Origin of the sequence: Streptomyces sp. CA-179760 (assembly GCF_050937045.1) — a bacterium.
Lineage (GTDB): Bacteria > Actinomycetota > Actinomycetes > Streptomycetales > Streptomycetaceae > Streptomyces.
The window spans coordinates 6,319,754-6,344,381 of the sequence record NZ_JBNJLZ010000001.1 but is presented as its reverse complement, the minus strand read 5'-3'; the positions used below and the strand labels follow the sequence as shown (position 1 = coordinate 6,344,381).

Annotated in this window: 17 protein-coding genes and 2 pseudogenes; 5 read left to right on the top strand and 14 right to left on the bottom strand. The window is 70.1% G+C overall.

The genetic code is table 11. The annotated features are described in order from the left end of the window. Positions 1 to 156: 156 nt before the first annotated feature. From ACQEV8_RS28970 to ACQEV8_RS28955, 4 genes and pseudogenes are all read right to left on the bottom strand, one after another. Positions 157 to 2,684, bottom strand: a pseudogene (locus ACQEV8_RS28970) (hypothetical protein). 155 nt (positions 2,685 to 2,839) lie between these two features. Then, complete coding sequence (locus ACQEV8_RS28965; protein ID WP_432966032.1) at positions 2,840 to 3,250, bottom strand: DUF6113 family protein; 411 nt, start codon at positions 3,248 to 3,250, stop codon at positions 2,840 to 2,842. Beyond that, on the bottom strand, positions 3,247 to 4,107 hold the full coding sequence (mshB, locus tag ACQEV8_RS28960; protein WP_432966029.1) for an N-acetyl-1-D-myo-inositol-2-amino-2-deoxy-alpha-D-glucopyranoside deacetylase: 861 nt from the start codon (positions 4,105 to 4,107) through the stop codon (positions 3,247 to 3,249). The genes ACQEV8_RS28965 and mshB overlap by 4 nt, the downstream gene beginning before the upstream one ends. 61 nt (positions 4,108 to 4,168) lie before the next feature. Then, the gene (locus ACQEV8_RS28955; RefSeq protein WP_432966026.1) at positions 4,169 to 4,363 is read right to left on the bottom strand and encodes a hypothetical protein; all 195 of its coding nucleotides are present in this window, start codon (positions 4,361 to 4,363) and stop codon (positions 4,169 to 4,171) included. Positions 4,364 to 4,540: 177 nt separating this feature from the next. On the opposite strand from ACQEV8_RS28955, the pseudogene ACQEV8_RS28950 reads away from it, so the two are divergent. Beyond that, positions 4,541 to 6,662, top strand: a pseudogene (locus ACQEV8_RS28950) (prolyl oligopeptidase family serine peptidase). Positions 6,663 to 6,905: 243 nt separating this feature from the next. Here ACQEV8_RS28950 and ACQEV8_RS28945 read toward each other — a convergent pair. The 8 genes from ACQEV8_RS28945 to ACQEV8_RS28910 form a co-directional block, all read right to left on the bottom strand. Continuing rightward, positions 6,906 to 8,054, bottom strand: coding sequence for an ABC transporter ATP-binding protein (locus tag ACQEV8_RS28945; protein ID WP_432966023.1), 1,149 nt, complete (start codon positions 8,052 to 8,054; stop codon positions 6,906 to 6,908). Further along, complete coding sequence (locus ACQEV8_RS28940; RefSeq protein WP_432966020.1) at positions 8,047 to 9,105, bottom strand: ABC transporter ATP-binding protein; 1,059 nt, start codon at positions 9,103 to 9,105, stop codon at positions 8,047 to 8,049. The genes ACQEV8_RS28945 and ACQEV8_RS28940 overlap by 8 nt, the downstream gene beginning before the upstream one ends. A gap of 11 nt (positions 9,106 to 9,116) precedes the next feature. Beyond that, positions 9,117 to 10,085 (bottom strand): ABC transporter permease, encoded by a 969-nt coding sequence (locus ACQEV8_RS28935; RefSeq protein WP_432966017.1) that lies wholly within the window; start codon positions 10,083 to 10,085, stop codon positions 9,117 to 9,119. Next, positions 10,078 to 11,004, bottom strand: coding sequence for an ABC transporter permease (locus tag ACQEV8_RS28930; protein ID WP_382589473.1), 927 nt, complete (start codon positions 11,002 to 11,004; stop codon positions 10,078 to 10,080). Before ACQEV8_RS28930 ends, ACQEV8_RS28935 begins: the two co-directional genes overlap by 8 nt. 146 nt (positions 11,005 to 11,150) lie before the next feature. After that, entirely contained in the window at positions 11,151 to 12,791 is a 1,641-nt protein-coding gene (locus ACQEV8_RS28925; RefSeq protein ID WP_432966013.1) for a peptide ABC transporter substrate-binding protein, read from the bottom strand. A gap of 607 nt (positions 12,792 to 13,398) precedes the next feature. Continuing rightward, positions 13,399 to 15,306: a translational GTPase TypA gene (gene typA / locus ACQEV8_RS28920; RefSeq protein WP_432966010.1), complete on the bottom strand. Its 1,908-nt coding sequence runs from the start codon at positions 15,304 to 15,306 to the stop codon at positions 13,399 to 13,401. A gap of 143 nt (positions 15,307 to 15,449) precedes the next feature. Beyond that, on the bottom strand, positions 15,450 to 16,073 hold the full coding sequence (locus ACQEV8_RS28915; protein ID WP_432966007.1) for a hypothetical protein: 624 nt from the start codon (positions 16,071 to 16,073) through the stop codon (positions 15,450 to 15,452). A 115-nt stretch (positions 16,074 to 16,188) separates the two neighbouring features. Then, the gene (locus tag ACQEV8_RS28910; protein ID WP_432966004.1) at positions 16,189 to 18,330 is read right to left on the bottom strand and encodes an ABC transporter family substrate-binding protein; all 2,142 of its coding nucleotides are present in this window, start codon (positions 18,328 to 18,330) and stop codon (positions 16,189 to 16,191) included. A gap of 289 nt (positions 18,331 to 18,619) precedes the next feature. Between ACQEV8_RS28910 and ACQEV8_RS28905 the strand changes: the two genes are divergently transcribed. From ACQEV8_RS28905 to ACQEV8_RS28890, 4 genes are read left to right on the top strand one after another with little or no spacing between them, the layout of a single operon-like run. Then, positions 18,620 to 18,910: a hypothetical protein gene (locus tag ACQEV8_RS28905; RefSeq protein WP_432966002.1), complete on the top strand. Its 291-nt coding sequence runs from the start codon at positions 18,620 to 18,622 to the stop codon at positions 18,908 to 18,910. 54 nt (positions 18,911 to 18,964) lie between these two features. Beyond that, positions 18,965 to 19,801, top strand: a complete 837-nt coding sequence (locus ACQEV8_RS28900; RefSeq protein WP_432965999.1) for a hypothetical protein — start codon at positions 18,965 to 18,967, stop codon at positions 19,799 to 19,801. Positions 19,802 to 19,817: 16 nt separating this feature from the next. Continuing rightward, positions 19,818 to 21,779, top strand: coding sequence for a fumarate reductase/succinate dehydrogenase flavoprotein subunit (locus ACQEV8_RS28895; protein WP_432965996.1), 1,962 nt, complete (start codon positions 19,818 to 19,820; stop codon positions 21,777 to 21,779). Continuing rightward, on the top strand, positions 21,776 to 22,552 hold the full coding sequence (locus ACQEV8_RS28890) for a succinate dehydrogenase/fumarate reductase iron-sulfur subunit (protein ID WP_432965993.1): 777 nt from the start codon (positions 21,776 to 21,778) through the stop codon (positions 22,550 to 22,552). Before ACQEV8_RS28895 ends, ACQEV8_RS28890 begins: the two co-directional genes overlap by 4 nt. On the opposite strand, the gene ACQEV8_RS28885 is transcribed toward ACQEV8_RS28890, so the two are convergent. Together ACQEV8_RS28885 and ACQEV8_RS28880 are read right to left on the bottom strand one after the other, a co-directional pair. After that, entirely contained in the window at positions 22,527 to 23,522 is a 996-nt protein-coding gene (locus ACQEV8_RS28885; protein WP_432965990.1) for a phosphotransferase family protein, read from the bottom strand. The two genes, ACQEV8_RS28890 and ACQEV8_RS28885, sit on opposite strands and share 26 nt — an antisense overlap. Beyond that, positions 23,519 to 24,625, bottom strand: coding sequence for a hypothetical protein (locus ACQEV8_RS28880; RefSeq protein WP_432965987.1), 1,107 nt, complete (start codon positions 24,623 to 24,625; stop codon positions 23,519 to 23,521). Before ACQEV8_RS28880 ends, ACQEV8_RS28885 begins: the two co-directional genes overlap by 4 nt. Positions 24,626 to 24,628: the final 3 nt, after the last annotated feature.

Below are 24,628 nucleotides of genomic sequence, written 5' to 3'. Positions count from 1 at the left end.
GTTGTCATACGGCCATGGTGGCTTCGGGGAGGTCGGCGGGGGCAGTGTCGGGCGTCCGGAGTGCCGGATGACAGATGTCATGCCGCGCGGGTGACGACGCCGAGCAGCCCCTGCCCGGTGAGGCAGGGGCTGCTCGTCAGTCCGGACCGTACGAGGTCAGTTCGGCTTGGTCTCGATGACTCCGACCCGCTCCGCCGGTGTCTTGCCCCTCAGGGCCTTGCGCAGGGCGGAGACGACGTCCTGCGGCAGAACGTCGCGCTTGCCGCTCGCGCCCTCGATCTGCACGCCCTCGAAGGTCGTGCCGTACGCCGCCTGGAGCGCCTTGAGGTTGTACGAGTCCACGAGCTTGCCGTCGACGGCCTTGAAGCTGAGGATCTTCGGCAGGGACACGGGGCCGAAGTCGATGCTGTGGGCCGCGTCGGTGCGAACGGTGGCGAGGTCGGACATCGCGGGCTGCGCGAATTCCTTCAGCATCCGGTCGACCTCGGCGTTCGAGACGGTCGGCTGCCGGGTCGTGGTCGGCAGGTTCACCGCGCCCGCCGCGCCGGTCTCCACCTGGGTGCGGTAGGCCTCCTCGATCGCCGCGGTCGACTTGGCGACGTCGATGCCCTTGCCCGTCTTGCCGTACACGGCGACGGCCTTGCCGCCCTGGAACTTGATGGTGCCGTCGGACGACGCGCCGGAGCCGCCCGCGGCGGTCTCCAGGGACGCGTGCAGTTTCTCCTCGTCGATCGGCATGACGGGAGTGACGACGCGGTGGTTGCCGAAGAGCGAGCCGATCACGGAGACCGGGTTGTAGTCGCTCTTCGCCGCCGCGTCGGCCGTGGCGTCCATGTCGAACTGGAGGCCCGCGTTGTCCGGGTCGAGGGACACGGCCTTGCCGCCCACCGACAGCTTCAGCGGCTTGCCCGCGTTGGCGTCGAAGGCCTCGTCGAGCTTCTTGACCGCGCCGTCGCGGGTGGTGCCGCCGATGTCGACGCCGAGGACGCTGGTGCCCTTCGGGACATCGGTGCGGTTCATCAGCAGACCGGCGCCGTAGAGGCCACCGGCGGCGACGACCACGCCGACCGCGAGCAGCACGAGCTTGTTGCGGCCCTTCTTCTTCGGCGCCTTCGAGGAGCTCGCCGGGAGCGGGGAGACCGGCTCGGGCAGCTTCGGGGCCCCGTGCGGCACCGGGCCCTCGCCGGGCGCGCCCGGGCCGAACGGGGAGGCAGCGCCGGACGACGGTACGACCGGGATGCCGCTGGTGACGGTGTGCCCGGAGACGTTGTCGTGGCGGGGGCCGAAGCCCTGGCCGTCCGGTTCGGGGGCCGGCTTCTGCGGGGTGAGGATGGCGGTGTCGTCGCTCATGCCGCCGCCCGGGGCGCCGCCCAGGGGGCCGGGACCGCCGGCAACCGCGGGGCCGTCGGGGTTGGCCGTACCCGGGCCGCCGGGGCCGCCGGGCCCGCCAGGCACTCCAGGGCCGCTCTTGCCGGCCGGGCCGCCGGGTGCGCCCGGACGACCGGGTCCGCCTATGGCTCCGGGGCCGGCGGGGGCGCCCGGTCGGCCGGGGTCGTTGAAAGCGCTGGGGGCGCCGGGGCCACTGGGGCGACCGGGCTCGTCGAAGGCGCCGGGGCCACCAGGACCACCGGGCCTACCCGGCTCGTCGAAGGCGCCGGGGCCACCAGGACCACCGGGCCTACCCGGCTCGCTGAAGGCGCCGGGGCCACCAGGACCGCCGGGGCCACCCGGTCGGCCCGGGGCGCTCCGTCCACCCGGTCCACCGGCGAAGGAGTCCGGACCGCTGCCGGGGGCGCCGGCCGGCGGCACCATCGGGCCGTCGCCGGTGACCGGACCGCCCGTAGGGCCGGCCGGGCCCTGGGAGCCGGGGCCGCCCTGGCCGCCGCGGTCGTTCTCCGCGAAGAACGGCAGATCGTCGCGGCGCGGTTCGCCACCACCACTGCCGCTGCCCGGCGCGGGACGCGAACCGTTGCCCAGCGGGCCCGCCGCCAGTGCCTCGGTGACGTCGAAGGAGCCGGTGCCGCCGCCGTGCCCGGGCGCGACGGGTCCGCCGGTCGCGCCGCCGGGGAGCCCGGCACCGTTCGTACCGCCGGACCGGGAGCCGCCCGGCGCACCCATGGAGCCGACCACGCCTCCGGGCCGCCCGGTACCCGGCCGGGTCCCACCGGACGCGCCGGCACCGGGAGCGCCCGCGCCGGGCCCGCCTGCCGCCGGATTCGAACCGCCCGGCAGACCGGCCCCGTTGGTGGAGCCGCTGCCCTGACCGCCCGGGCCCGTGCCGGACTTGCGGGGCGCGAACCAGTCGCTGGCCGGCTTGTCGTCAGCGGGCTGCGCGGGCTCGGCGGGAGGCTCGACCGTGCCGGTGCCCCGGGAGGTGCTGCCCCCGGAGCGGTGGCCTCGCTGCCCGGGCCCGCAGAGGTCCCGGTGTCGCCCGAGCCCTCCGAATCCCCGACGGGCTTGCGCACCACCACGGGCGGAATGGGCCGTGACCCGGGGATGTTGATCCGGATCCGGGTCGTCAGCGTGGTCTCGGTCTTGCGTTCCTCCGGCCGGGCGGCCGAACGGCCCGCGTCCGTACCGGCGTCGGAGACCTTCGGGGTCCCGTACGGCGGCGTACCCGACGGGTAGGCGGCTCCACCGCGCCCGTTGGGCCCGGAGGACGGAGTGTCAGTTTCACGACTCAAGGCAGGTTCTCCCGGTTGGCTCCGCCGCCCGACACAACCTCACGCGGGCAGCTCGGCGGCGCGCACCACCATACTGGCCACTTCTGGCCCGTATCCCACGACCGCCGGGAATCCCACACCGGACCCCCACGGCCACGTCCTGGCGAAGTGGTACGTCACTTGGCAAGTCGGACGGGACCGCCGTCCGGTTGCCGCCCCGGGGCAAGGGTGGCGCACATCACAGCCACACCGATGCCCCCGAGCAGATAGAGGTAGGAGCCGCTCCCCGCGGCGAAGAGGAAGTCGCCCTCGGGGCGGCTGGCCGTGAGCAGGATGACGGCGAGCATCCAGCCGGCGGCGGCCGCGACGCCCCCGATCCGGCCGCGGGTGACGCGCGCCGCACCCAGGACGGCTCCGGCCTCTCCGGCGAGGGCGAGCAGCAGCCCGCCCGGGAACCACGCGGGCTGCACCAGCGCGCCGGCCACGCCGACCACGGCACCGAGCAGGAAGAACCCCAGACAGGCGGTGACCCGTGCGGCGGACGGCGGCCGCATCGGCTGGGCGAGCATCGGGCTCCGGTCACTCATGAGGCCTCCTCGACACCGGCGAACAGGTCCGTCTCCCGCTCAACGGAACTCCGCTCGCCCCGCACCAGCTCGTAGTACTCGGTCGTGAGGATCGGCTGGGCGAGTTCGTTGGACAGCACGAAGTACGGCTCGGCCACGGTGATCTGGGTGGCGTGGGCGCGCATCGCGGCGGCCTTGGCGGCGGCGTGGGCGGTTCCGTCGACCACCGCGGTGATCCGCTCCTCGGCGACCACACCGGGTACGTCGTCGACCGCGGCCGCCTTGGTGAAGGGGAGGCCGGGCAGGTCGTCACGGAGCCGGGCGAAGGACTCCTCCACAACGGGCCGGGGGACCCGGTTCCAGTAGACCTTCGGGACCGGCGTGCCGGCCTCGGCGGACAACTCGGCGGCGCGCATGGCGACGCGGTGGGCCTGGATGTGGTCGGGGTGCCCGTAGCCGCCGTCGTCGTCGTAGGTGACGAGGACCTGGGGGCGTACCTCGCGGATCACCTCGACGAGGTGTGCGGCGGCCTCGTCGACGTCGGCCTGCCAGAAGCAGCCGGGGTCGTCGTTGTCGGGCAGGCCCATCATCCCGGAGTCGCTGTAGCGTCCGGCACCGCCGAGCAGGCGGACGTCCCGGACGCCGAGCTCGGCCATGGCGGCGGTGAGCTCTCGGCGGCGGTGCTGGCCCAGGGCGGCGCCGGTCAGGTGCGCGAGCTCGGGCGGGATGACCTCGCCGCGTTCGCCGAGGGTGCAGGTGACCAGGGTGACGTGGGCTCCCTCGGCCGCGTACCTGGCCATGGTGGCGCCGTTGTTGATCGACTCGTCGTCCGGGTGCGCGTGCACCAGCAGCAGACGCCGGTCGGGCAGTTCCGTCATGGACCCACCCTACGAGGTCCCGCGACCCCGGTTCACGAGGCCGTACGCGGGACCCGGCCGGTCAGAACTTGATGCTGCCGATCATGCCCGCGATGTTCGTCGTCAGCTCGTTGATCGTGGGAGCGACGGTTGAGGAGGCGAGGTAGAAGCCGAGCAGCATGCACACCACCGCATGCCCCGCCTTCAGTCCTGACTTCTTGACGAGCAAGAAGACGACGATCGCCAGCAGCACCACCGCCGAAATCGAGAGTGCCACGGCGGCTCACCTCCAAAGATCCACAAGGGAGCGGGGGGTCGGACTATGGGGGCATTAAATCCGTACAGCAGCCAGCAGGTTCATACCCACTATGCGACATTGATCATAACTATCCGTCGCTGCGCATCGATCGGCGCACGGCCGCACAAGGGGGCGCATGGCCAATATGGTCAGGGCATGACGACCGAGCCTGACTCCTTCCCCCGTCGGCACGCCCGCACCCAGCGCTTCACGCTCGGCGCGCCGCGTTCGTTCAGTGTGGCGCCCGACGGCTCACGTGTTGTTTTCCTGCGCTCCGGTTCCGGTACGGACCGGGCGAGTTCGCTGTGGGTCCTCGACACGGCGGAGGGCACGGAGCGCGTCGCCGCCGACCCGCGCGCGCTGCTGGGCGGCGCCTCGGAGGATCTGTCGCCCGAAGAGCGGGCACGGCGTGAGCGCAGCCGCGAAGGCGGGGCCGGCATCGTCGGGTATGCCACCGACTCGGCCGTAGAGTTGGCCTCTTTCGCCTTGTCAGGGCGGCTTTTCGCGGCCGAGCTGCGGGCCGGGACGGCGCGTGGACTGGCCACGCCCGGGCCGGTGATCGACCCGCGTCCGTCGCCCGACGGGCGGCACATCGCCTACGTCGCGCAGGGCGCCCTGCGCGTGGTGGACGCCGAGGGGACGGCGACCGGGCGCTCGCCGAGCCGGAGTCGGAAAATGTCTCATTCGGGCTCGCCGAGTTCATCGCGGCCGAGGAGATGGGGCGTTCGCGCGGTTTCTGGTGGGCTCCGGAGTCGGACCGGCTGCTGGTGGCGCGGGTGGACGACACACCGGTGGACCGGTGGTGGATCTCCGATCCCGCGCATCCGGGGCGCGAGCCGCAGCGGGTGGCGTACCCGGCGGCGGGCACCCCCAACGCGGACGTGCGGCTGTTCGTGATCGGTCTGGACGGGGTGCGCACGGAGGTCGCCTGGGACCGGGCGCGGTATCCGTATCTGGCGCATGTCCACTGGTCAGCGGCGGGCGCGCCGTTGCTGCTCGTACAGGCGCGCGACCAGCGCAGCCAGCTGATCCTGGCCGTGGATCCGGAGTCGGGCGCGACGCGGATGGTGCACGCCGACGAAGATCGAACATGGCTTGATCTTTTCCCCGGGGTGCCGTGCTGGAGCCCGTCCGGACAGCTGGTCCGGATCGCGGACGAGGGCGGTGCGCGGGTGCTGGCGGTCGGGGAACGGCCGCTCACGGGAGCGCAGTTGCACGTGCGTGCCGTGCTGGACGTCTCCGACGACGACGTGCTGGTCTCGGCGTCGGCGGGCGAGGAGGCAGTCGAGGCGGAGACGGGCCAGACGCATGTGTACCGGGTGAACGAGCTGGGCTGGGAGCGGGTGTCGCAGGAGCCGGGCGTGCACTCGGCGGTGCGGGCCGGGGACGTCACCGTTCTGGTCTCGGCGACACTGAATCGGCCAGGTGTGCGGGTGCAGGTGCTGCGCGACGGAAAAGCGACGGCGACTGTCCCGTCTTACGCCGAAGACCCTGGTATGTCCCCCGCGTGACGCTCACCGAGGGGGGCGCACGCCGCATCCCGTGCGCCGTGCTTATGCCTCGGGACTACGCCGGTGACACCCCCCTGCCGGTGCTCATGGACCCCTATGGCGGGCCGCACGGGCAACGGGTGGTCGCCGCGCACAACCCGCACCTCACCTCGCAGTGGTTCGCGGACCAGGGCTTCGCGGTGGTGGTCGCCGACGGGCGGGGCACACCGGGCCGCTCCCCCGCCTGGGAGAAGGCGATCCACCACGACTTCACACTGTCCCTGGACGACCAGGTGGAGGCCCTGAAGGACCTCGCGACCCGCCATCCCCTGGATCTCTCCCGGGTGGCGATCCGCGGCTGGTCCTTCGGCGGCTACCTGGCGGGCCTGGCGGTCCTGCGGCGCCCGGACGTCTTCCACGCGGGCATCGCGGGCGCGCCCGTGACGGACTGGAGCCTGTACGACACCCACTACACCGAGCGCTACCTGGGCACCCCGGCGGAGCAGCCGGAGTCGTATGCCGGGAGCTCTCTCGTCACCGCCGACGGGCTGTCCTCCCCCGCCGAGCCGCACCGCCCCCTGATGGTCGTGCACGGCCTCGCCGACGACAACGTGGTCGTGGCCCACGCCCTGCGCCTGTCCTCGGCCCTCCTGGCCGCCGGCCGCCCGCACGAGGTCCTTCCGCTGTCCGGGGTCACGCACATCACCCCGCAGGAACAGGTCGCGGAGAACCTGCTCCTCCTCCAGGTGGACTTCCTGAAGCGCTCCCTGGGCATCACCGCCGCCTGAGCCAACCCTGAGCACACGGCAACGGGCCGGGACGACATGGCGCGCCCCGGCCCGCTTACGGCACCCGCACGGCCGTACGCCGTTCAGCCTGACGCGTCCGTATATCGGGACCGGGTCGGCGAAGTTGCTTGCTTGTTAACGCAGTTGGCGGGGGTTTGTCGGTACTTGGGCTGCCGGAAACGCCGGTTCCCGGCACCTTCAGTGGAAGGCGCCGGGAACCGTGAGGGACGTCATGCGTGGCCGTCAGGCCGCGTGGACCACGTCCTTCTCCTCCGCGAAGTGGCAGGCCGACTCGTGGGCCGCCGGGGTGTCCTCGCCCTTGAAGCGCTCGGGGACCGCGAGGAGCGGGATCTCCTGGGCGCACTTGTCCTGGGCCTTCCAGCAGCGCGTGCGGAAGCGGCAGCCCGAGGGCGGGTTGGCCGGGGACGGGACGTCGCCGGTGAGGATGATGCGCTCGCGCCCCTCGCGGGACTCCGGGTCGGGGACCGGGACGGCCGAGAGCAGCGCCTGGGTGTACGGGTGGGTCGGGTGGTCGTAGATCTCCGTGTCCGAGCCGATCTCGGCCATCTTGCCGAGGTACATCACACCCACCCGGTCCGAGATGTGCCGGACGATCGACAGGTCGTGCGCGATGAAGAGGTAGGAGAGGTTGAACTCGTCCTGGAGCTTCTCCATCAGGTTGATGACCTGCGCCTGGACGGACACGTCCAGTGCGGAGACCGGCTCGTCGCAGATGATGATCTCGGGGTTGAGCGCGAGGCCTCGGGCGATGCCGATGCGCTGGCGCTGACCGCCCGAGAACTGGTGCGGATAGCGGTTGATGTACTCGGGGTTGAGACCCACGACGTCCAGCAGGTCCTGGACCTTGCGCCGCCGGTCGCCCTTCGGAGCCACCTCGGGGTGGATCTCGAAGGTCTCGCCGATGATGTCGCCCACCGTCATACGGGGGTTGAGCGAGGTGTACGGGTCCTGGAACACCATCTGGATGTTCCGGCGGACCGCCTTCAGCGCACGCCCGGACAGCTTGGTGATGTCCTGGCCCTTGTAGAAGATCTCGCCCGCGGTCGCCTTCTCCAGCATCATCAGGAGCTTGGCGACGGTGGACTTGCCACAGCCGGACTCGCCCACGATGCCGAGCGTCTCGCCCTGGTAGAGGTCGAAGGAGACCCCGTCCACGGCTTTGACCGCGCCGATCTGGCGTTTGAACAGGATGCCCTGGGTCAGCGGGAAGTGCTTGACCAGGTTGCGGACCTGCAGGATCGGCTCACCGCGCTCGACCGGTGCTTCGATGGCGGCCACGGCCTCCGCGTCGGTGGCGGCCTCGACCGTCTCGACCTCGGTGACGTTGGGGGTGGCGTCCATGGTCTCGTCCTTCTTGTCCGGCTCAGCCATGGATCGTCTCCTTCCAGAAGTGGCACGCGCTGCCGCGGCCGGCCAGCTCGCCGCCGTCCCGCTCGGTGACCGGGTGCAGCAGCGGGACATCCGTACGGCAGATGTCCTGCGCCTGCGGGCACCGCGGGTTGAAGGCACAACCGGACGGGATGCGCGTCAGGTTGGGCGGCAGGCCCTTGATCGCGTACAGGTCCTGGCCCTTCTGGTCCAGGCGCGGGATCGACTCGAGCAGACCCTTGGTGTAGGGGTGCGCGGGCCGCTTGTACAGCTCGTGCACCGGGGCGGTCTCCACGATCCGGCCCGCGTACATCACCGCGATCTTGTCCGCGACGTCGGCGACGACGCCGAGGTCGTGGGTGATCAGGATGAGGCCCATGTTGTACTCGCGCTGCAGCTCCGCGAGCAGGTCCATGACCTGGGCCTGGACCGTCACGTCGAGGGCCGTGGTCGGCTCGTCGGCGATGATCAGGTCCGGCTCCAGGGCGAGCGCCATCGCGATCATGATGCGCTGGCGCATACCGCCGGAGAACTGGTGCGGATAGTCGCCGACGCGCTCCTTGGCGGCCGGGATCTTCACGCGGTCCATCAGCTCGATGGCCCTGGCCTTGGCGTCCTTCTTGCTCAGGCCCTGGTGGACGCGGAACATCTCGCCGAGCTGGTAGCCGACGGACAGCACCGGGTTCAGCGCGGAGAGCGCGTCCTGGAAGATCATCGCGATCTTGCGGCCCCGGATCTTGCGCCGGGCGTCACCGGACATGGTGAGCATGTCCTCGCCCCGGTACAGGATCTGGCCCTGGGGGATCCGCCCGGGCGGCATGTCGAGGATGCCCATGATCGCCTGCGCGGTCACGGACTTGCCGGAGCCGGACTCGCCGAGCACGGCGAGGGTCTCGCCGGACGACACGGTGTAGTTGACGCCGTTGACGGCCTTGGCCACACCGTCACGGGTGTGGAACTCGACGTGCAGATCGCGCACTTCGAGCAGGGGAACGTCACCCTCGGCCGCGCCTCGCGGCTCGGGCACGTTCCTGGTTTTGTCGATGGTGGTCACGTACGCCCTCCTCAGCGCAGCTTCGGGTCAAGGGCGTCGCGCACCGCGTCGCCGAGCATGATGAACGCGAAGACCGTGAGGCTGAGCATGCCCGCCGGGAACAGCAGGGAGTGCGGGTTGTCCCGGACCACCTTGCTGCCCTCGGAGATGTCGATGCCCCACGAGATCGTCGGGTCGCTGAGGCCGAGGCCGAGGAACGACAGCGTCGCCTCCGCCGAGATGTACCCGCCGAGGGCGATCGTGGCCACGACGATGGTCGGGGCGATGGCGTTCGGCATCACGTGACGGAACAGGATCCGCGTGGTGCCGGCGCCGAGCGCCCGGGCCGCCGTCACATAGTCGGCCTGCTTCGCCGTGATGACGGAGCTGCGCGTGACGCGGGCGATCGAGGTCCAGCCCAGGCAGGCCAGGGCCAGGATGACGACGTACACCTTGCGCTCGGCGAAGGCGTTCAGGACGACCATCGTGCCGAGCAGGAACGGCAGACCGAAGAAGATGTCGACGATCCGGGAGATCATCGAGTCGATCCAGCCGCCGAAATAGCCCGCCAGCATGCCCAGCAGACCGCCGAGCAGTGTGACCGCGGCGGTCACACAGACGCCTACGAGGATCGAGGCGCGGGTGCCGTGGATGACGCGCGAGTAGATGGAGCGGCCCTGCTGGTCGTAGCCGAACCAGTCGGGCTGGAAGAAGTGCCCCAGCTCGGGCTTGCCCAGGTAGTGGTTGACGAGGTCGCCGTCACGCGGGTCGGCGCTGGTGAACCAGCCGGGGAAGACGGCGATCAGCACCAGCAGCACCAGCAGCACCGAGGAGACCCAGAACATGGGGCGGTGCCTGAGGTCGTACCAGGCGTCGCCCCAAAGGGAACGGGTCTTCTCGCTCTTCTTGCCGCTGTCCTTGCCGGCCGCGTCGACGGCCGGCGGGGCCACGGCGTCCACCCGGGCGGAGTCGGTGGTCTCGGCCTTGGTCACGTCAGGCATACCGGATCCTCGGGTCCAGGACCGCGTACAGCAGGTCGATGAGCAGGTTGATCAGGAGGATGACGAGGACGAGCACCGTCACCACACCCGTGACCGTCGAGCCCTCGCTCGTCTGGATCGCCCTGTAGAGGAGGTTGCCGACACCCTGGATGTTGAAGATGCCCTCGGTGATGACCGCGCCGCCGATGAAGCCGCCGACGTCGGTGCCGATGAAGGTGACCACCGGGATCAGCGAGTTGCGCAGCAGGTGGACACCGATGATGCGGCGCCGCGGCAGGCCCTTGGCGAGCGCGGTGCGCATGTAGTCGGCCCGCAGGTTCTCCGCGAAGGTCGTCCGGGTCAGCCGGGCCACGTACGCCATCGACAGCATGGCGAGGACGAAGGCCGGCAGGAACAACTGCGAGAAGTCCGTGGAGTCCTGGACGTTGGGCGGTAGCCAGCCGAGTTCGTCCGCGAAGATGAACCGGGCGATGAAGCCGAGGACGAAGACCGGGATGGAGATCACGGTCAGCGTGAAGACCAGGACACCGGTGTCGGCGGCCTTGCCGGCCCTGAGGCCGGCCCACGCGCCGAGGCCCACACCGATGATGATCTCGATGGTGATGGCCAGCAGCGTCAGCCGCAGTGTCACCGGGAAGGCCTCGGACATGAGCTCGGTGACCGGACGGCCGGCGAGGTTCTTGCCGAAGTCTCCCTGGATGAGGTTCCACATGTAGTGGACGTACTGTTCGAGGACGGGCTTGTCGAAGCCGTACTCGCGCTTGATCTGCGCGATCTGTGCGGGATCGGGAGCCTTGTCCCCGTAGATGGCCCGGACCGGGTCGCCCGGCAGAATGTGGACCATCAGGAAGATCAACAGAGTTGTCCCGATGAAGATCGGGATCATCTGGAGCAGTCGCCTGGCGGCGTAGCGCCCCATCTTGCGCCTCCATGCCGTGAGGGGTCGGCGAGGGCCTGCGCACTCATCTCTACCGCAGGTTAGGGGGTGAGGTGGAGGCCTTTGCCTACGGACCGGCGCCGCCGCTCCCCTGACGGGAGAGGCGGCACCGGCCTGCGGTCGTCTTCTTACTTCTGCTTGACCTGAACCTCGTCGAAGATCGGGTCACCGTCCTGGCCGTAAGGGATCTTGCCCAGGATCTTGGTCGACTGACCGCTGTTGACCTTGTAGAACCAGAGCGGGATCGCCGGCATGTCCTTGGCGAGGAGCTGCTCCGCCTGCTGGTACTTCGCCACGGTCTCGTCGATCGAGCTCGCCTTGTCGGCCTCGGAGCTCAGCTTGTCGAACTCCTTGTTGGAGTAACCGCTGGTGTTACCGGCCGACGTGGTGCCGTACAGGTCGCGCATGAAGTTCGAGTTGACCGGGTAGTCGAGCACCCAGCCACCGCGGTACATGGACTTGACCGCGTCCTTGTCACGGGCGTCGAGGTCGGCCTGGAAGGTCGGCTTCGGGTCGCCGGTGCACTCCACGCCGGTGGACTTGCGGATCGAGTTGCAGACCGCGTCGACCCACGGCTTGTGATCCTGGTCGGCGTTGTACTGGATCTGGATCTTGTTGCCCGGGACGCCGCCGTTGTCCTTGATGAGCTTCTTGGCCTGGGCCGGGTCGAACTTGACGATGTCGCCGAGCGCGCCCTTCTTGTAGCCGAGGACGCCGGGAGCGACGTAGGAGTCGGCCGGGGTGCGGGTGCTCTGCAGGACGGTCTTGGTGATCGTCTGGCGGTCGATCGCCATGGACAGACCCTGGATGACCTTGGGGTCGATGTCCTTGAACTGCTTGGTGTAGAACGCCGGGACGATCGACTGGACGGCCGAGTACGGCTGGTCGATGGCGCGGTCGCCGAGGTCCGACTTGTAGTTCGTCAGCGCGGTGGTCGGGACCTGCTCGATCCAGTCCACGTTGTCGGAGCGCAGGTCCGAGTACGCGGCGTCGGCGGTCGTGTAGTTCTTGAAGTCGATGCCGCCGTTCTTGGCCTTGTTCGGGCCCTGGTAGTCCGCGAACTTGCGGACCTTGATGAGCTTGTTGTGCTCCCAGGAGACGAACTTGTACGGGCCGTTGCCGACCGGCTTCTGACCGAAGCCCTTCGGGTCCTTGAAGAAGGCCTCGGGCAGCGGAGCCCACACGTCGTAGCCCAGCTTGTACGCGAAGTACGACACCGACTGCGTCAGCTTGATGGTGAAGGTGTTGTCGTCGACGACCTTCAGGCCCGACATCTTGTCGGACTTCGGGTCACCCTTCTCCGGGTGCACCTGGTCGAAGCCCACGATGTCGGCGAACCAGCTGGAGTTGGTCTGGTTGTTCTTGATGTTGGCCGACCAGTTCCACGAGTCCACGTAGGACTTGGCGGTGACCGGGGTGCCGTCGTGGAACTTCCAGCCCGGCTTGAGCTTGACGGTCCACTCGGACGAGTCGTCGTTCGGCGTGACCGACTCGGCGTTGATGTACTCGAGCTTGCCGGTGCCGGGCTCGTAGTCGACCAGGTTCGCGAAGATCGTGCGCAGGACACGGCTGCCCTGGCTCTCCTTGGCGTTGGCCGGCTGCAGCGGGTTCTGAGGCTCGCTCAGCTGCGCAGTGACGATGCCGTTCGGGTCGGCCTTGCCCTTGTTCATGTCGTCGCCGGCACTGTCGTCGCCGCCGCCACAGGCGGTAGCGGCCAGGGCGACGACTATCGCCCCCGCGACCCACTTGGCGCTCTTGGCACCGCGCATGGGTTCCTCCTAGGAAGTCATTGGTTCACCGCAAAGAGAGCACAGGACAGATCACGGCGCCCGCCCGTCGCCGGTGCCGGAAATTGTCGAGTGCCCCCGCGCTCGTGAGTCGGCGCCGATGCCGGCGAGTGACCCGTTCATCCGAGCTCTACGCGCCTAACTATCTGCCATGCGCCCAGACCGAACCACACTCTCGAGGTCTCGGTTCGATCACAGCTCAGGCCTACATCTTCCAAAATCCGGACAAAGGGTTTGGTGAAAGATCCCTGCGAAACGGACTTGTTACACATCTATCGGTGGCAGGTGTCCGCATTCCGGACGCGAGAATGAGATAAACGGGTTGCGACTCCCGTGACTGCCGTGCAGGGTGCCCCGGGCAGCTGTCGCCCTCTCAAAAGGCCTCTGCCACAGGGCCGTTGTACGGCGCCGAATCAGGGCAGGGTGAAGCACTTTCGCGACAGGCTAGTGGGAGCGGGGCGTTCCGGACGGCCTTCCCCGCCAAATCGAGGGTTTTCCCTCACCCTTCCCTTTGCGTCACCTTCTCTTCACGACGACGCCGGGCACCCCGCGATGCGGGGTGCCCGGCGTCGTCGTTCGGTGGGAGGCGTCAGCCGTGCTTGGCGCGGCTCGCGGCGCGGGCGCGCTCGCGGGCGTCCAGGTTCACCTTGCGGATGCGCACGGCCTCCGGGGTGACCTCCACGCACTCGTCGTCACGGCAGAACTCCAGGGACTGCTCCAGGGAGAGCTTGCGGGGCGGCACGATCGCCTCGAACGAGTCGGCCGAGGAGGACCGCATGTTCGTGAGCTTCTTCTCCTTGGTGATGTTGACGTCCATGTCGTCGGCGCGGGAGTTCTCGCCGACGATCATGCCCTCGTACACCTCGGTGCCCGGCTCGGTGAAGAGCACGCCGCGCTCCTGGAGGTTGGTCATCGCGAACGCGGTGACCGCACCGGAGCGGTCGGCGACCAGCGAGCCGTTGTTTCGGGTCTGGAGCGCGCCGAACCAGGGCTCGAAGCCCTCGTGGATGGAGTGGCCGATGCCCGTGCCGCGGGTCTGGGTCAGGAACTCCGTACGGAAACCGATCAGACCGCGGGAGGGGACGACGAACTCCATGCGGACCCAGCCGGAGCCGTGGTTGGACATGTTGTCCATGCGGCCCTTGCGCACGCCCATGAGCTGCGTGACCGCGCCCATGTGCTCCTCGGGCACGTCGATCGTCATGCGCTCGACGGGCTCGTGCGTCTTGCCGTCGACCTCCTTGGTGACGACCTGCGGCTTGCCGATGGTCAGCTCGAAGCCTTCCCGGCGCATGGTCTCGACGAGGATCGCGAGGGCCAGCTCACCACGGCCCTGGACCTCCCAGGCGTCGGGGCGCTCGGTGTCCAGCACGCGGAGGCTGACGTTACCGATCAGCTCGCGGTCGAGGCGGTCCTTGACCTGGCGGGCGGTGACCTTGCGGTCCTTGACCGCGCCCTTGTTGTCGGCGCCCTTGCCGGTGGCGCCACGGCCGACCAGCGGGGAGGTGTTGGTGCCGATGACCATGGAGATCGCGGGCTGGTCGACCGTGATCAGCGGCAGTGCGACCGGGTTCTCCGGGTCGGCCAGGGTCTCGCCGATCATGATGTCCGGGATACCGGCGACCGCGCAGATGTCACCGGGGCCGGCCATCTCGGCCGGCTTGCGGGTGAGCGCCTCGGTCATCATCAGCTCGGTGATGCGGACGTTGCTGACGGACCCGTCGCGCTTCATCCACGCGACCGTCTGGCCCTTGCGCAGCTCGCCCTGCTCGACGCGGAGCAGCGCGATACGGCCGAGGAAGTTGTCGGCGTCCAGGTTGGTGACGTGGGCCTGGAGCGGGGCGGCCTCGTCGTACGTCGGCGCCGGGATGTGCTCCAGGATCGTGGAGAAGAACGGCTCCAGGCTGGTGGAGTCGGCGGGGACCGTGCCGTTGTCCGGCTTGGTCAGCGAGGCGATGCCGTCGCGGCCGCAGGCGTAGACGATCGGGAACTCGATCTGCTCCTCGTCGGCGTCCAGGTCGAGGAAGAGGTCGTACGTCTCGTTGACGACCTCGTCGATCCGGGAGTCCGGGCGGTCCGTCTTGTTGATGCACAGGATGACGGGCAGCCGCTGCTGCAGCGCCTTGCGCAGCACGAAGCGGGTCTGCGGCAGCGGGCCCTCGGAGGCGTCGACGAGCAGGACGACACCGTCGACCATCGACAGACCGCGCTCGACCTCACCGCCGAAGTCGGCGTGACCGGGGGTGTCGATGATGTTGATGGTGATGACGTCCCCCCCAGCCTTCGGGTGGTACTTCACCGCCGTGTTCTTGGCCAGGATCGTGATGCCCTTCTCACGCTCCAGGTCGTTCGAGTCCATCATGCGGTCGTCGACGCCCTCGAGCTGGTGGGCGGCGAAGGCACCGGCCTGCTTCAGCATGCCGTCGACGATGGTCGTCTTGCCGTGGTCGACGTGGGCGACGATGGCGACGTTGCGGATGTCGTGGCGCGTGGCCATAAGAAGGCGTACTCCCGGAGTGTGAGGAATGCCCTGCGCGGACGTCTGCGGTGCGCGGGCCCTGCCGGGCTGAACATGCCACGGCCACCTCCCATGGTACGGGTGCGCGGCCGCTGGGCTTAGCCGGGATACATCGGTGCAGGTCAGGCGTCCTCCGCGGCCTCCGATCCGGCCGGACAGGTCCGCTCGGCGGCGAGGAGGCCGGCCTCTTCGTCCGAGGGCATGGAGCAGGGCAGGAAGCCGGCGCCGGTGCCTTCCCAGGTCCGCACCTGCCCCTTGGCCGGCTCGCTGTCCCCGCAGGTGTAGGTGAAGTCCGCTTCGACCAGGTCGATCGCCGCCCACGCGTAGGAGGCGCCCTTGTGGTCGCCGGTCGCCGACTCGAAGTAGTGGTCCTCCTCGGGCCGCTCCGTGTCGGACGGACCCGCGAGCGGCTCCTCGACCTTCAGGTGCCTGCCCAGGGCCTCGATCACACCGGCCGCGCCGGCGCCCTCGGGCGTACCGGTCACCGACGGCCGGTACACCGTGTCGCCGACGGCCTCGAGGCGGGACCTGTAAGTGCCGGTCTTCTTCTTGAACCTGATCGGGTCGGACAGCGCGGTCAGCCGCTGCTCCCTCCGGACGCCGGACCACGCGTACGTACCGCCCGCACAGGCCTCGGCCTTGTCCTCCCCGGCGCCCCCCGAGTCGCCCGTGCACGCCGTCAGCCCTGCCATCAGCGCCCCGATGAGCAGCCCAGCCGTGCAGGTCAGCCGTACCGTGCCGTGCATGCGCCGGCTCCCGTCCCCCGTGTGCGGACGCCCCCGCGCCCGCACCATGATCACTGCCGGCCTCATGATGTGGACGCGGGGCGCGGGACGGCAAGGCGTTTGAGCGTTCCCAGAGCTACGGCGCCGCCGAACCCTTCGCCGACGGGCCCCCCGCCGGCTTCGCGCCCTTCTTCAGGAAGCCCATGTCCTCGTAGACCGGCGCGCCGAGGCCGAAGGCGCCGGTGTTGACCAGGTTCTTGCGGGCTGCGATGAGCTGGGGGCGCTGGAAGAGGGGGATCGAGCCGGCCGCGGCCCAGATGCGGGAGTCCGCCTTGCGGATCAGGGCGAGGGACTCGCCCTCGTCGAGGGTGGCCACGGCCTGGTCGAAGAGCTGGTCGACCTGGTCGGTGCCGACGCGGGTGTAGTTCTGCTCGACGTTCAGCGAACCGTCGGCGGCCGGGACGGGCTTGGCGTAGACGGGCCGGGCGTCGGTGGCGGGGAAGGCGGAGGCGGGCCAGGAGTACAGGGCGAGGTCGTACTGGCCTGACGCGATGTGGTCCTTGAAGTAGGACTCGTCGGAGACCTTGGAGATCTCCGTGCCGATGCCGACGCCCTCCAGCATGCGGGCGATGCGGTCGGCCACCGTGCGCAGCGTCTGGGAACCGGGCCCGGAGGGGAGCACGAAGCGGAGGGTGAGCGGCTTGCCGTTCTTGGCGAGCGGGGCGGCCTCGCGGCCGGCCGGGGCGGCGGTGCCCATGGGGGCGTACGCGCCGGGGGCGCCGCCCTGGTGCGGCTGCTTGTACTGCTTGCCGTCCTGGGCGAGGTGGTTCGGGTCCTCGTCGCGGAGCGCCTTGCCGTCCTGCTGGTCCTTGTCGCCCTGCTTGTCCTTGTCGTCCGCGCCGACGATGTACTCGCCGTCGTCGTCGCGGGACCCGTCCTCGGAGGACCCGGCCTTCTCGCCCTCGGCTCCGGCCGCCTTCTCCCCCTTCTTCTTCTCTTCCTTGATCGGGCCGCCCCGCACCCATCCGGCGTCCGCGAGCAGCGCCTGGGCCTCCTTGGTGTCCTGGCCGCCGAGGGCGCCGCTGTTGTCGGCGTAGGCGGCCTGGCCGGACAGGGCGAGGTGGCTGCCGACCGGTACGGCGGGCAGTCCGAGGGGCTTCAGCACGGCCTCGGCCAGTTCCTCGCGGTCCAGGGCGCGGGCGACGGCCCTGCGGACGCGCTCGTCGGCGAGCGGCCCCTCGGCCCCGTTCAGGGCGAGCTGGGTGAAGGCCGGCTCCAGGGACTTGCGCACCTCGAAGCCGCGCAGGGCCTGCTGCTGCCGGGCGTGCTTGGCGGCCGTCTTGCGCGGCTTCCGGTCCGCCTCGGGGCCCATGACCGGGCTGCTGGATCCCCGGGGGCGTGCGGCGACGGTGATGCGGCGGGCCTCGGAGGGAGCGATCTCGGCCAGGTCGAGGGTGCCGGCGGCCAGCTCCTTGGCCCGCTTGTCGCGCGGCACCGTGCGCAGCACGATCTCGGAGAGCTTGGCCGGCCGGCCCCACCAGCGCGGATTGCGGGTGAGGGTGATCTCCTCGTTCTTGCGGCTGAGCTTCTTCAGCACGAAGGGGCCGGCGGTGACCTTGAGCTTCTTGCGTGCCCCGTCGTTGAAGGAGTCCGGGGTGCCCATGACGTCCTTGGGGTACAGCGGCGAGAACAGGGAGCGCCAGTCGGCGTAGGGGCGGCTGAAGGTGACCCGGACCTCCAGGGCGTTGTCCCCGCGCTCGATCTTCTGGATGCGGTCGTAGCCGGCGTTGCGGGCGGTCCAGTAGGCGGTGTCCTTGCCGGACAGGGCGCGCCACTGGGCGGCGAAGTCGGCTGCGCCGATCTCCCGGCCGTCGCTCCAGACGGCCTGCTGGTCGAGCTTGTAGAGGACGACCTGCTTGGGCTCCGTCTCGACGACCTTGGCGGACTCCAGGTAGGCGGGGTTGCGCTCCGGGCGGCCTTCGGCGTTCATCCGGAACATCGAGGGCAGGACGGCCTGGGCCACGCGGGTGGTGGTGGCGTCGGCGTCCGACTGGAAGGTGTTCAGGGTGTCGGGCACGGAGTCCACGGCCCAGCGCAGGGTGCCGCCGTCGGTGATCCGGTCGCGGGCGGCGGGCTGGATGTCCTGCCCGGCGAGTGGCTTGCCGGCCGGGTCCTCGGAGCCGCATCCGGCGAGCGCGGGCACCGCGAGCACTCCCGCGGTGAGGAGGAAGGCGACCGAGCGCGAGACCGCACGCGGGCCGACGGCGTGCTGGGACATCTGTGCTACCTCCGGAAAGCCGCGGGCGTTATGATCACTTTTGGCGGTATTTGGATTTCATCTGATGTATGCGGCCCACTGAAGAGGAAAGGGTTCAGCAACACAGGGCGACACGGCGGTCACGGTCGGAGAGTCACCCGTGTGGAGCAATACACGGCAAAGCGCACCCATGCGCCTCGGCCAATCGATGCACATCCCTTCACAGCACAAGGTGTGACGCGCAACACTCGCAGGCGCATGAACGTTGCCGCCTTGGGCCTCGAAGGACCCGCGGAAGTGAGGGCAAGTCATGTCCGTTCACGACGAACTGACGTCAGTCCAGCGCAGCCTCGACGACCTGCTCCGGTCGGTGGGACGCCTGGAGAAGCAGCTCGGCACCGGCGGCCTGGAGATGCGCCGCGTCCGTGCCGACGCCAACCATCTGCGCGAGAGCGTCGCCCTGCTGCGCGACGCCGCCGCCTCGCCGGCCGCACCGAAGCGCCCCGATCTCGTCACCATCTCGGACGCGCCGTACGACTCCGCCCTGTGGCGCGACTCGGACGACGAGGGGCTCGGCGCCCGGGACCGGCGCGCTCCCTGACCGGGCAGGAGTCGTACGACCGGCACCTCCCCCGAACCCGACCGGAGTCGTCACGTGACCACTGGTACGGAACCTCCCGCCACCGAACCCCAACCCAGAAGCGGCGGCGTACGGGCGGGTACGCGCGCCGCGATCAGCGCCCCGCACCTGCGCACCGACCGCTGGTGGCTGGCCCCGGCCGGCACGGCCGCCGGCTTGCTGGCCTTCATCGTCTACTCGACCTGGCGGGCCTTCGCCGACGCCCACTACTACGCGGCGCCGTACGTCTCGCCCTTCTACTCGCCGTGCCTGGCGGAGCGATGCGAGCCGATGAAGGCCGGCCCGAACTGGGAGATCTTCGGCAGCTGGTGGGGCATCTCGCCCGCCATCATCATCCTGATCTTCCCGCTCGGCTTCCGGCTGACCTGCTACTACTACCGCAAGGCCTACTACCGGGGCTTCTGGGCGTCCCCGCCGGCCTGCGCGGTGGCCGAGCCGCACAAGAAGTACACCGGTGAGACCCGCTTCCCCCTGGTCCTGCAGAACATCCACCGGTACTTCTTCTACGCCGCGATCGCCGTCGCCGGGATCCTCACGTACGACACCGTGCTCGCCTTCCGCGACGAGAACTACGCGTGGGGCCACATGGGCCTCGGCACGGTGGTGTTCCTGGTCAACATCGTGCTGATCTGGGCGTACACGATCTCCTGCCACTCGTGCCGGCACATCGTCGGCGGCAAGCTCAAGCACTTCTCCAGGCATCCCGTGCGCTACCGGATGTGGCAGTGGGCCGGGAAGCTCAACGCCCGGCACATGCAGCTCGCCTGGGCGTCGCTGGTGAGCGTGGCGCTCGCCGACTTCTACGTCTATCTGGTCGCGTCCGGCGCCTTCGACGATCCGCGGTTCTTCTGATGAGGGGTGCGTACTGATGTCCGTGGTCGACCGGCAGGAGTGGGACGTCGTCGTGGTGGGCGCGGGCGGTGCCGGGCTGCGCGCCGCCATCGAGGCCCGTGAGCGGGGCGCCCGTACGGCCGTGATCTGCAAGTCGCTGTTCGGCAAGGCGCACACCGTGATGGCCGAGGGCGGGATCGCCGCGGCGATGGCCAACGTCAACACCGGCGACAACTGGCAGGTCCACTTCCGCGACACCATGCGCGGCGGCAAGTTCCTCAACCAGTGGCGGATGGCCGAGCTGCACGCGCGGGAGGCGCCGCAGCGGGTGTGGGAGCTGGAGACCTGGGGCGCGCTGTTCGACCGCACCAAGGACGGCCGGATCTCCCAGCGCAACTTCGGCGGCCACGAGTACCCGCGCCTCGCGCACGTCGGCGACCGCACGGGCCTGGAGCTGATCCGGACCCTCCAGCAGAAGATCGTCGCGCTGCAGCAGGAGGACTTCAAGGAGACCGGCGACTACGAGTCGCGGCTGAAGGTCTTCCAGGAGTGCACGGTCACGCGGGTGCTGAAGACTGTGTCCGACAGCGGCTCCGCCGCGGGCGGCCAGGTCTCGGGCGTCTTCGCCTACGAGCGCGAGTCGGGCCGCTTCTTCGTCCTCGAAGCACCCTCCGTCGTGATCGCCACGGGCGGCATCGGCAAGTCCTTCAAGGTGACGTCGAACTCGTGGGAGTACACGGGCGACGGTCACGCGCTGGCGCTCCTCGCGGGCGCTCCCCTGCTGAACATGGAGTTCGTGCAGTTCCACCCGACCGGCATGGTCTGGCCGCCGTCGGTGAAGGGCATCCTCGTCACCGAGTCGGTGCGCGGCGACGGCGGCGTGCTGCGCAACTCCGACGGCAAGCGGTTCATGTTCGACTACATCCCCGACGTCTTCAAGGACAAGTACGCCGAGTCGGAGGCCGAGGGCGACCGCTGGTACGACGACCCGGACAACAACCGGCGTCCCCCCGAGCTGCTCCCCCGCGACGAGGTCGCGCGGGCGATCAACGCCGAGGTGAAGGAGGGGCGCGGCTCGCCGCACGGGGGCGTGTTCCTCGACGTGTCGACGCGCATGCCCGCCGAGGTCATCAAGCGCCGGCTGCCGTCGATGTACCACCAGTTCAAGGAGCTGGCGGACGTCGACATCACGGCGGAGGCGATGGAGGTCGGGCCCACCTGTCACTACGTGATGGGCGGGGTCGCGGTCGAGTCCGACACGGCGGCGGCCCGCGGGGTGCCCGGGCTGTTCGCGGCCGGTGAGGTGGCCGGCGGTATGCACGGCTCCAACCGGCTCGGCGGCAACTCGCTGTCCGACCTGCTGGTGTTCGGCCGCCGGGCGGGCTGGCACGCGGCCGAGTACGCGGCGGGCCTGGCCGGGGCGCGCCCGCCGGTGGACGACGTCCAGATCGACTCCGCCGCCGCGGAGGCCCTGCGCCCGTTCTCGGCCGAGGCGGAGACCGAGGAGCCCTCGGACGGCCCGCCGGAGAACCCGTACACCCTGCACCAGGAACTCCAGCAGACGATGAACGACCTGGTCGGCATCATCCGCCGCGAGCCGGAGATGAAGCAGGCCCTGGAGAAGCTGGCCGAGCTGCGGGTACGGGCGCGCCGGGCCGGGGTCGAGGGACACCGGCAGTTCAACCCGGGCTGGCACCTCGCCCTGGACCTCAGGAACATGCTGCTGGTCAGCGAGTGCGTGGCGCGGGCCGCTCTGGAGCGCACCGAGTCGCGCGGCGGGCACACGCGGGAGGACCATCCGGCGATGGACCGCAAATGGCGCCGTATCAACCTGCTGTGCGCGCTCACCGACCCGACCGGTGGGCTGGCCGCGGACCCGGTCCGCAGCCAGACCACCCTCAGCAGCGAGACCACCGAACCCGTCCGTGCGGACCTGCTCGCCCTGTTCGACAAGGAGGAGCTGGTGAAGTACCTGGCCGAAGAGGAGCTGTACGAGTGAGCGGCTACGAGGCCCGGTTCAAGGTGTGGCGTGGCGATACCGGGGGCGGCGGCCTGGAGGACTTCAAGGTCGAGGTGAACGAGGGCGAGGTGGTCCTCGACATCATCCACCGCATCCAGGCCACGCGGGCTCCCGATCTCGCCGTGCGCTGGAACTGCAAGGCGGGCAAGTGCGGTTCCTGCTCGGCGGAGATCAACGGACGGCCGCGGTTGCTGTGCATGACCCGCATGTCGGTGTTCGACCAGGAGGAGACGATCACGGTGACGCCGCTGCGGGCGTTCCCGGTCGTCCGCGACCTGGTCACCGACGTCGGCTTCAACTACACCAAGGCCAGGGAGGTCCCGGCCTTCGTACCGCCGGCCGGGGTCGCGCCCGGCGAGTACCGCATGATGCAGGAGGACGTCGACCGCTCGCAGGAGTTCCGCAAGTGCATCGAGTGCTTCCTGTGCCAGGACACCTGCCATGTCGTCCGCGACCACGAGGAGAACAAGCAGGCGTTCGCGGGCCCCCGCTTCCTCATGCGGGTGGCGGAACTCGACATGCATCCCCTCGACGCGGCCTCGGAATCCGGCCTGGACCGCAAGACCACCGCCCAGGACCAACACGGCCTGGGCTACTGCAACATCACCAAGTGCTGCACGGAGGTCTGCCCCGAGGGCATCAAGATCACGGACAACGCGCTGATCCCACTGAAGGAACGCGCCGTCGACCGCAAGTACGACCCGCTGGTGTGGCTGGGCTCGAAGATCAGGAGGCGCTCTTCAGCAGGCTGAGGGCCTGGTGGAGGTTGTGTTCCGCGATCTCCCGCATCCGGCCCGGGTGCGGGAAGTCCCCCTCGATGAGGGTCAGCGGGCCCGAGACGAGCCCGATGTGCATCGACAGGCGGTACAGGCGCAGGCGGGCCTCGTCCAGGCCGGGGGCCCGCAGGGCGTCGTAGTGGGGCCCGAAGCGGAGCCGGAGGAAGACGTGCTCGTGCTCCAGGTCGAAGTACATCAGGCCCTCGATGTCGATGAGTGCCGGCTGTCCGTCGGACGTGAGCAGGACGTGGTCCGGCCCGAGTTCGCCGTGGATGAGGGTGTGGTGGTCACGGGGCCGCACCTCGGCGGCCAGAGCCCGGACGGTCTCCTCCAGTTCCCGGCGTACGGCGGCGGCGCGGGGCTCGCGCCGGGCCGCTTCGGCGATGCAGCGCAAGGCGCCCTCGGTGACGCGCTGTTCGCAGGAGGCGGGGTGGGAGGAGCCGCCGTGGTCGACGAGGGCGACCTTGCCGAGGCAGGGGCCGGTGTGGGCGTGCAGGGTGGCGAGAAGCTCCGCCGTCCGCTCCATGGCCCGCGGTGCCTGCTCCGGGTCACGGGCCAGGGCGTCCTCCAGGCTGCCGCCGGTCAGGTCCTCCACGACGGCCGCGTCCGCCGGGAGGTGGGTGTGCGTGGCGTCGGCGTACCGGAGGCGGGGCGTGCGGACACCGGCGGCGGCGAGCCGGTCGTGGGCCGCCGTGAACAGGTCGAGGCCCGTGCCGTGGGAGAACGGGTCGCGGGGATCCGAGGGGCCGGCGTCCCAGAAGTCCTCGTCGGCGGACCAGACATAGGCGATGGCGGTGGAGTCGTCGTCGAGGGTCAGACGGTAGACGCCCTTCTTGGTGCCTCCGCGCAGGCGTTCCACGCCGGTGAGGTGATGGGCCGGCCCCAGGGCGGCGCGGGCCAGAGGGGCGAGGTCGGTGGCGGTGAGGGGTCGCCGGGCCGTGGTCACCGCACCCAGTCTTCCCTGTACGCCCGCCAGTCCGCCTCGGTCGCGGCGAAGTCGATGTACAGCGCGACACCGAAGCGGGCCCGGTCCGCGTCCGTACGCGACAGGCCGAGCCGGACGCCTCGCACGGCGGCGGGGACCGTCTCGGCGTGGCCCCAGTGGTCGAAATTGCTCTCCCAGTAGAAGGGCAGGCCCATCAGCAGATCGGTGGAAGCCGGGGTGACCTCCAGCGCGAGGGACGTCTGCTGAGCGACGTAGCCGCCGTAGGTGCCCTCAAGCGGCTGGGCGGTGTCGTACGACATCACGGCGATCTGGTCGACGCGGCGGGCGACCCGGCCGAAGAACTCCTGCGACCACCACTTGGGGTGGTCTGTGAAGAAGCCGAACACGGTATGGAGGGCCGGAAGCGGGTCGATCTGGTGGGCGGCGACGGAGAGTCGCGCGTCCCTGGAACGGGTCTCGCGGCGAAGTGAGTCGAGGAGGGTGAGGTAGTCGCGGTCGCCGGACGGCATGGGCTCCAGGTCGAGGTGGATGCCCTCGTACCCGGTTTCCAGGACCTGGCGGGCGGAGCGGACGACGGCGGCGCGGGTGTCCGAGTCGTCCAGGCGCATGCCGTCGGGGCCCTCGGTGGCCAGGACGTCTCCGAGGAAGGCCTGGACGCGAATGCCGGGGAGCTTGTCGTGGACGGCGTCGATGAACCATCGGGCCCTCGGGTAGGCCGACTCGGGGAGGGTGCCGTCGTGTTCCAGCGGGCCCGAGTGGACGTACAGGTCGCGGATGCCGGTGCCTCGCAGACGGCGGGCCAGGGCGGTGACGTCGGCGTCCTTCTTGCGGCCGTCGACCCAGGCGTGGCCGAGCCAGAGGGCGTCGCGGTTCCTGGTGCGGGTGCCGTCCGCGGGGTCGCCCGTGTAGTTGATGCGGAGGGCCGTCAGAACGGACAGGAGCGGGAGCAGGAGGACCACGGGCAGGAACAGCGCCGTGCGCCGGACCCAGCGCCGACGCCCCCGGCGTCTTCTTGCCCTGTCGGATTCGGGAGCCCCCGGTGGGATGTCCTCGCCCTCGGCGGCCACGGCTTCGTTCGCGGTCGTGCCCTCCTTGTGTCCCATGCC

Bases quoted from the DNA above. Each gene is read 5' to 3' on its own strand.
- ACQEV8_RS28895 (WP_432965996.1), top strand. From the start codon at position 19,818: ATGTCCGTGGTCGACCGGCAGGAGTGGGACGTCGTCGTGGTGGGCGCG.
- ACQEV8_RS28930 (WP_382589473.1), bottom strand. From the start codon at position 11,004: ATGGGGCGCTACGCCGCCAGGCGACTGCTCCAGATGATCCCGATCTTC.
- ACQEV8_RS28880 (WP_432965987.1), bottom strand. From the start codon at position 24,625: ATGGGACACAAGGAGGGCACGACCGCGAACGAAGCCGTGGCCGCCGAG.
- ACQEV8_RS28965 (WP_432966032.1), bottom strand. From the start codon at position 3,250: ATGAGTGACCGGAGCCCGATGCTCGCCCAGCCGATGCGGCCGCCGTCC.
- ACQEV8_RS28945 (WP_432966023.1), bottom strand. From the start codon at position 8,054: ATGGCTGAGCCGGACAAGAAGGACGAGACCATGGACGCCACCCCCAAC.
- mshB (WP_432966029.1), bottom strand. From the start codon at position 4,107: ATGACGGAACTGCCCGACCGGCGTCTGCTGCTGGTGCACGCGCACCCG.
- ACQEV8_RS28910 (WP_432966004.1), bottom strand. From the start codon at position 18,330: ATGTCCCAGCACGCCGTCGGCCCGCGTGCGGTCTCGCGCTCGGTCGCC.
- typA (WP_432966010.1), bottom strand. From the start codon at position 15,306: ATGGCCACGCGCCACGACATCCGCAACGTCGCCATCGTCGCCCACGTC.
- ACQEV8_RS28905 (WP_432966002.1), top strand. From the start codon at position 18,620: ATGTCCGTTCACGACGAACTGACGTCAGTCCAGCGCAGCCTCGACGAC.
- ACQEV8_RS28915 (WP_432966007.1), bottom strand. From the start codon at position 16,073: ATGCACGGCACGGTACGGCTGACCTGCACGGCTGGGCTGCTCATCGGG.
- ACQEV8_RS28925 (WP_432966013.1), bottom strand. From the start codon at position 12,791: ATGCGCGGTGCCAAGAGCGCCAAGTGGGTCGCGGGGGCGATAGTCGTC.
- ACQEV8_RS28935 (WP_432966017.1), bottom strand. From the start codon at position 10,085: ATGCCTGACGTGACCAAGGCCGAGACCACCGACTCCGCCCGGGTGGAC.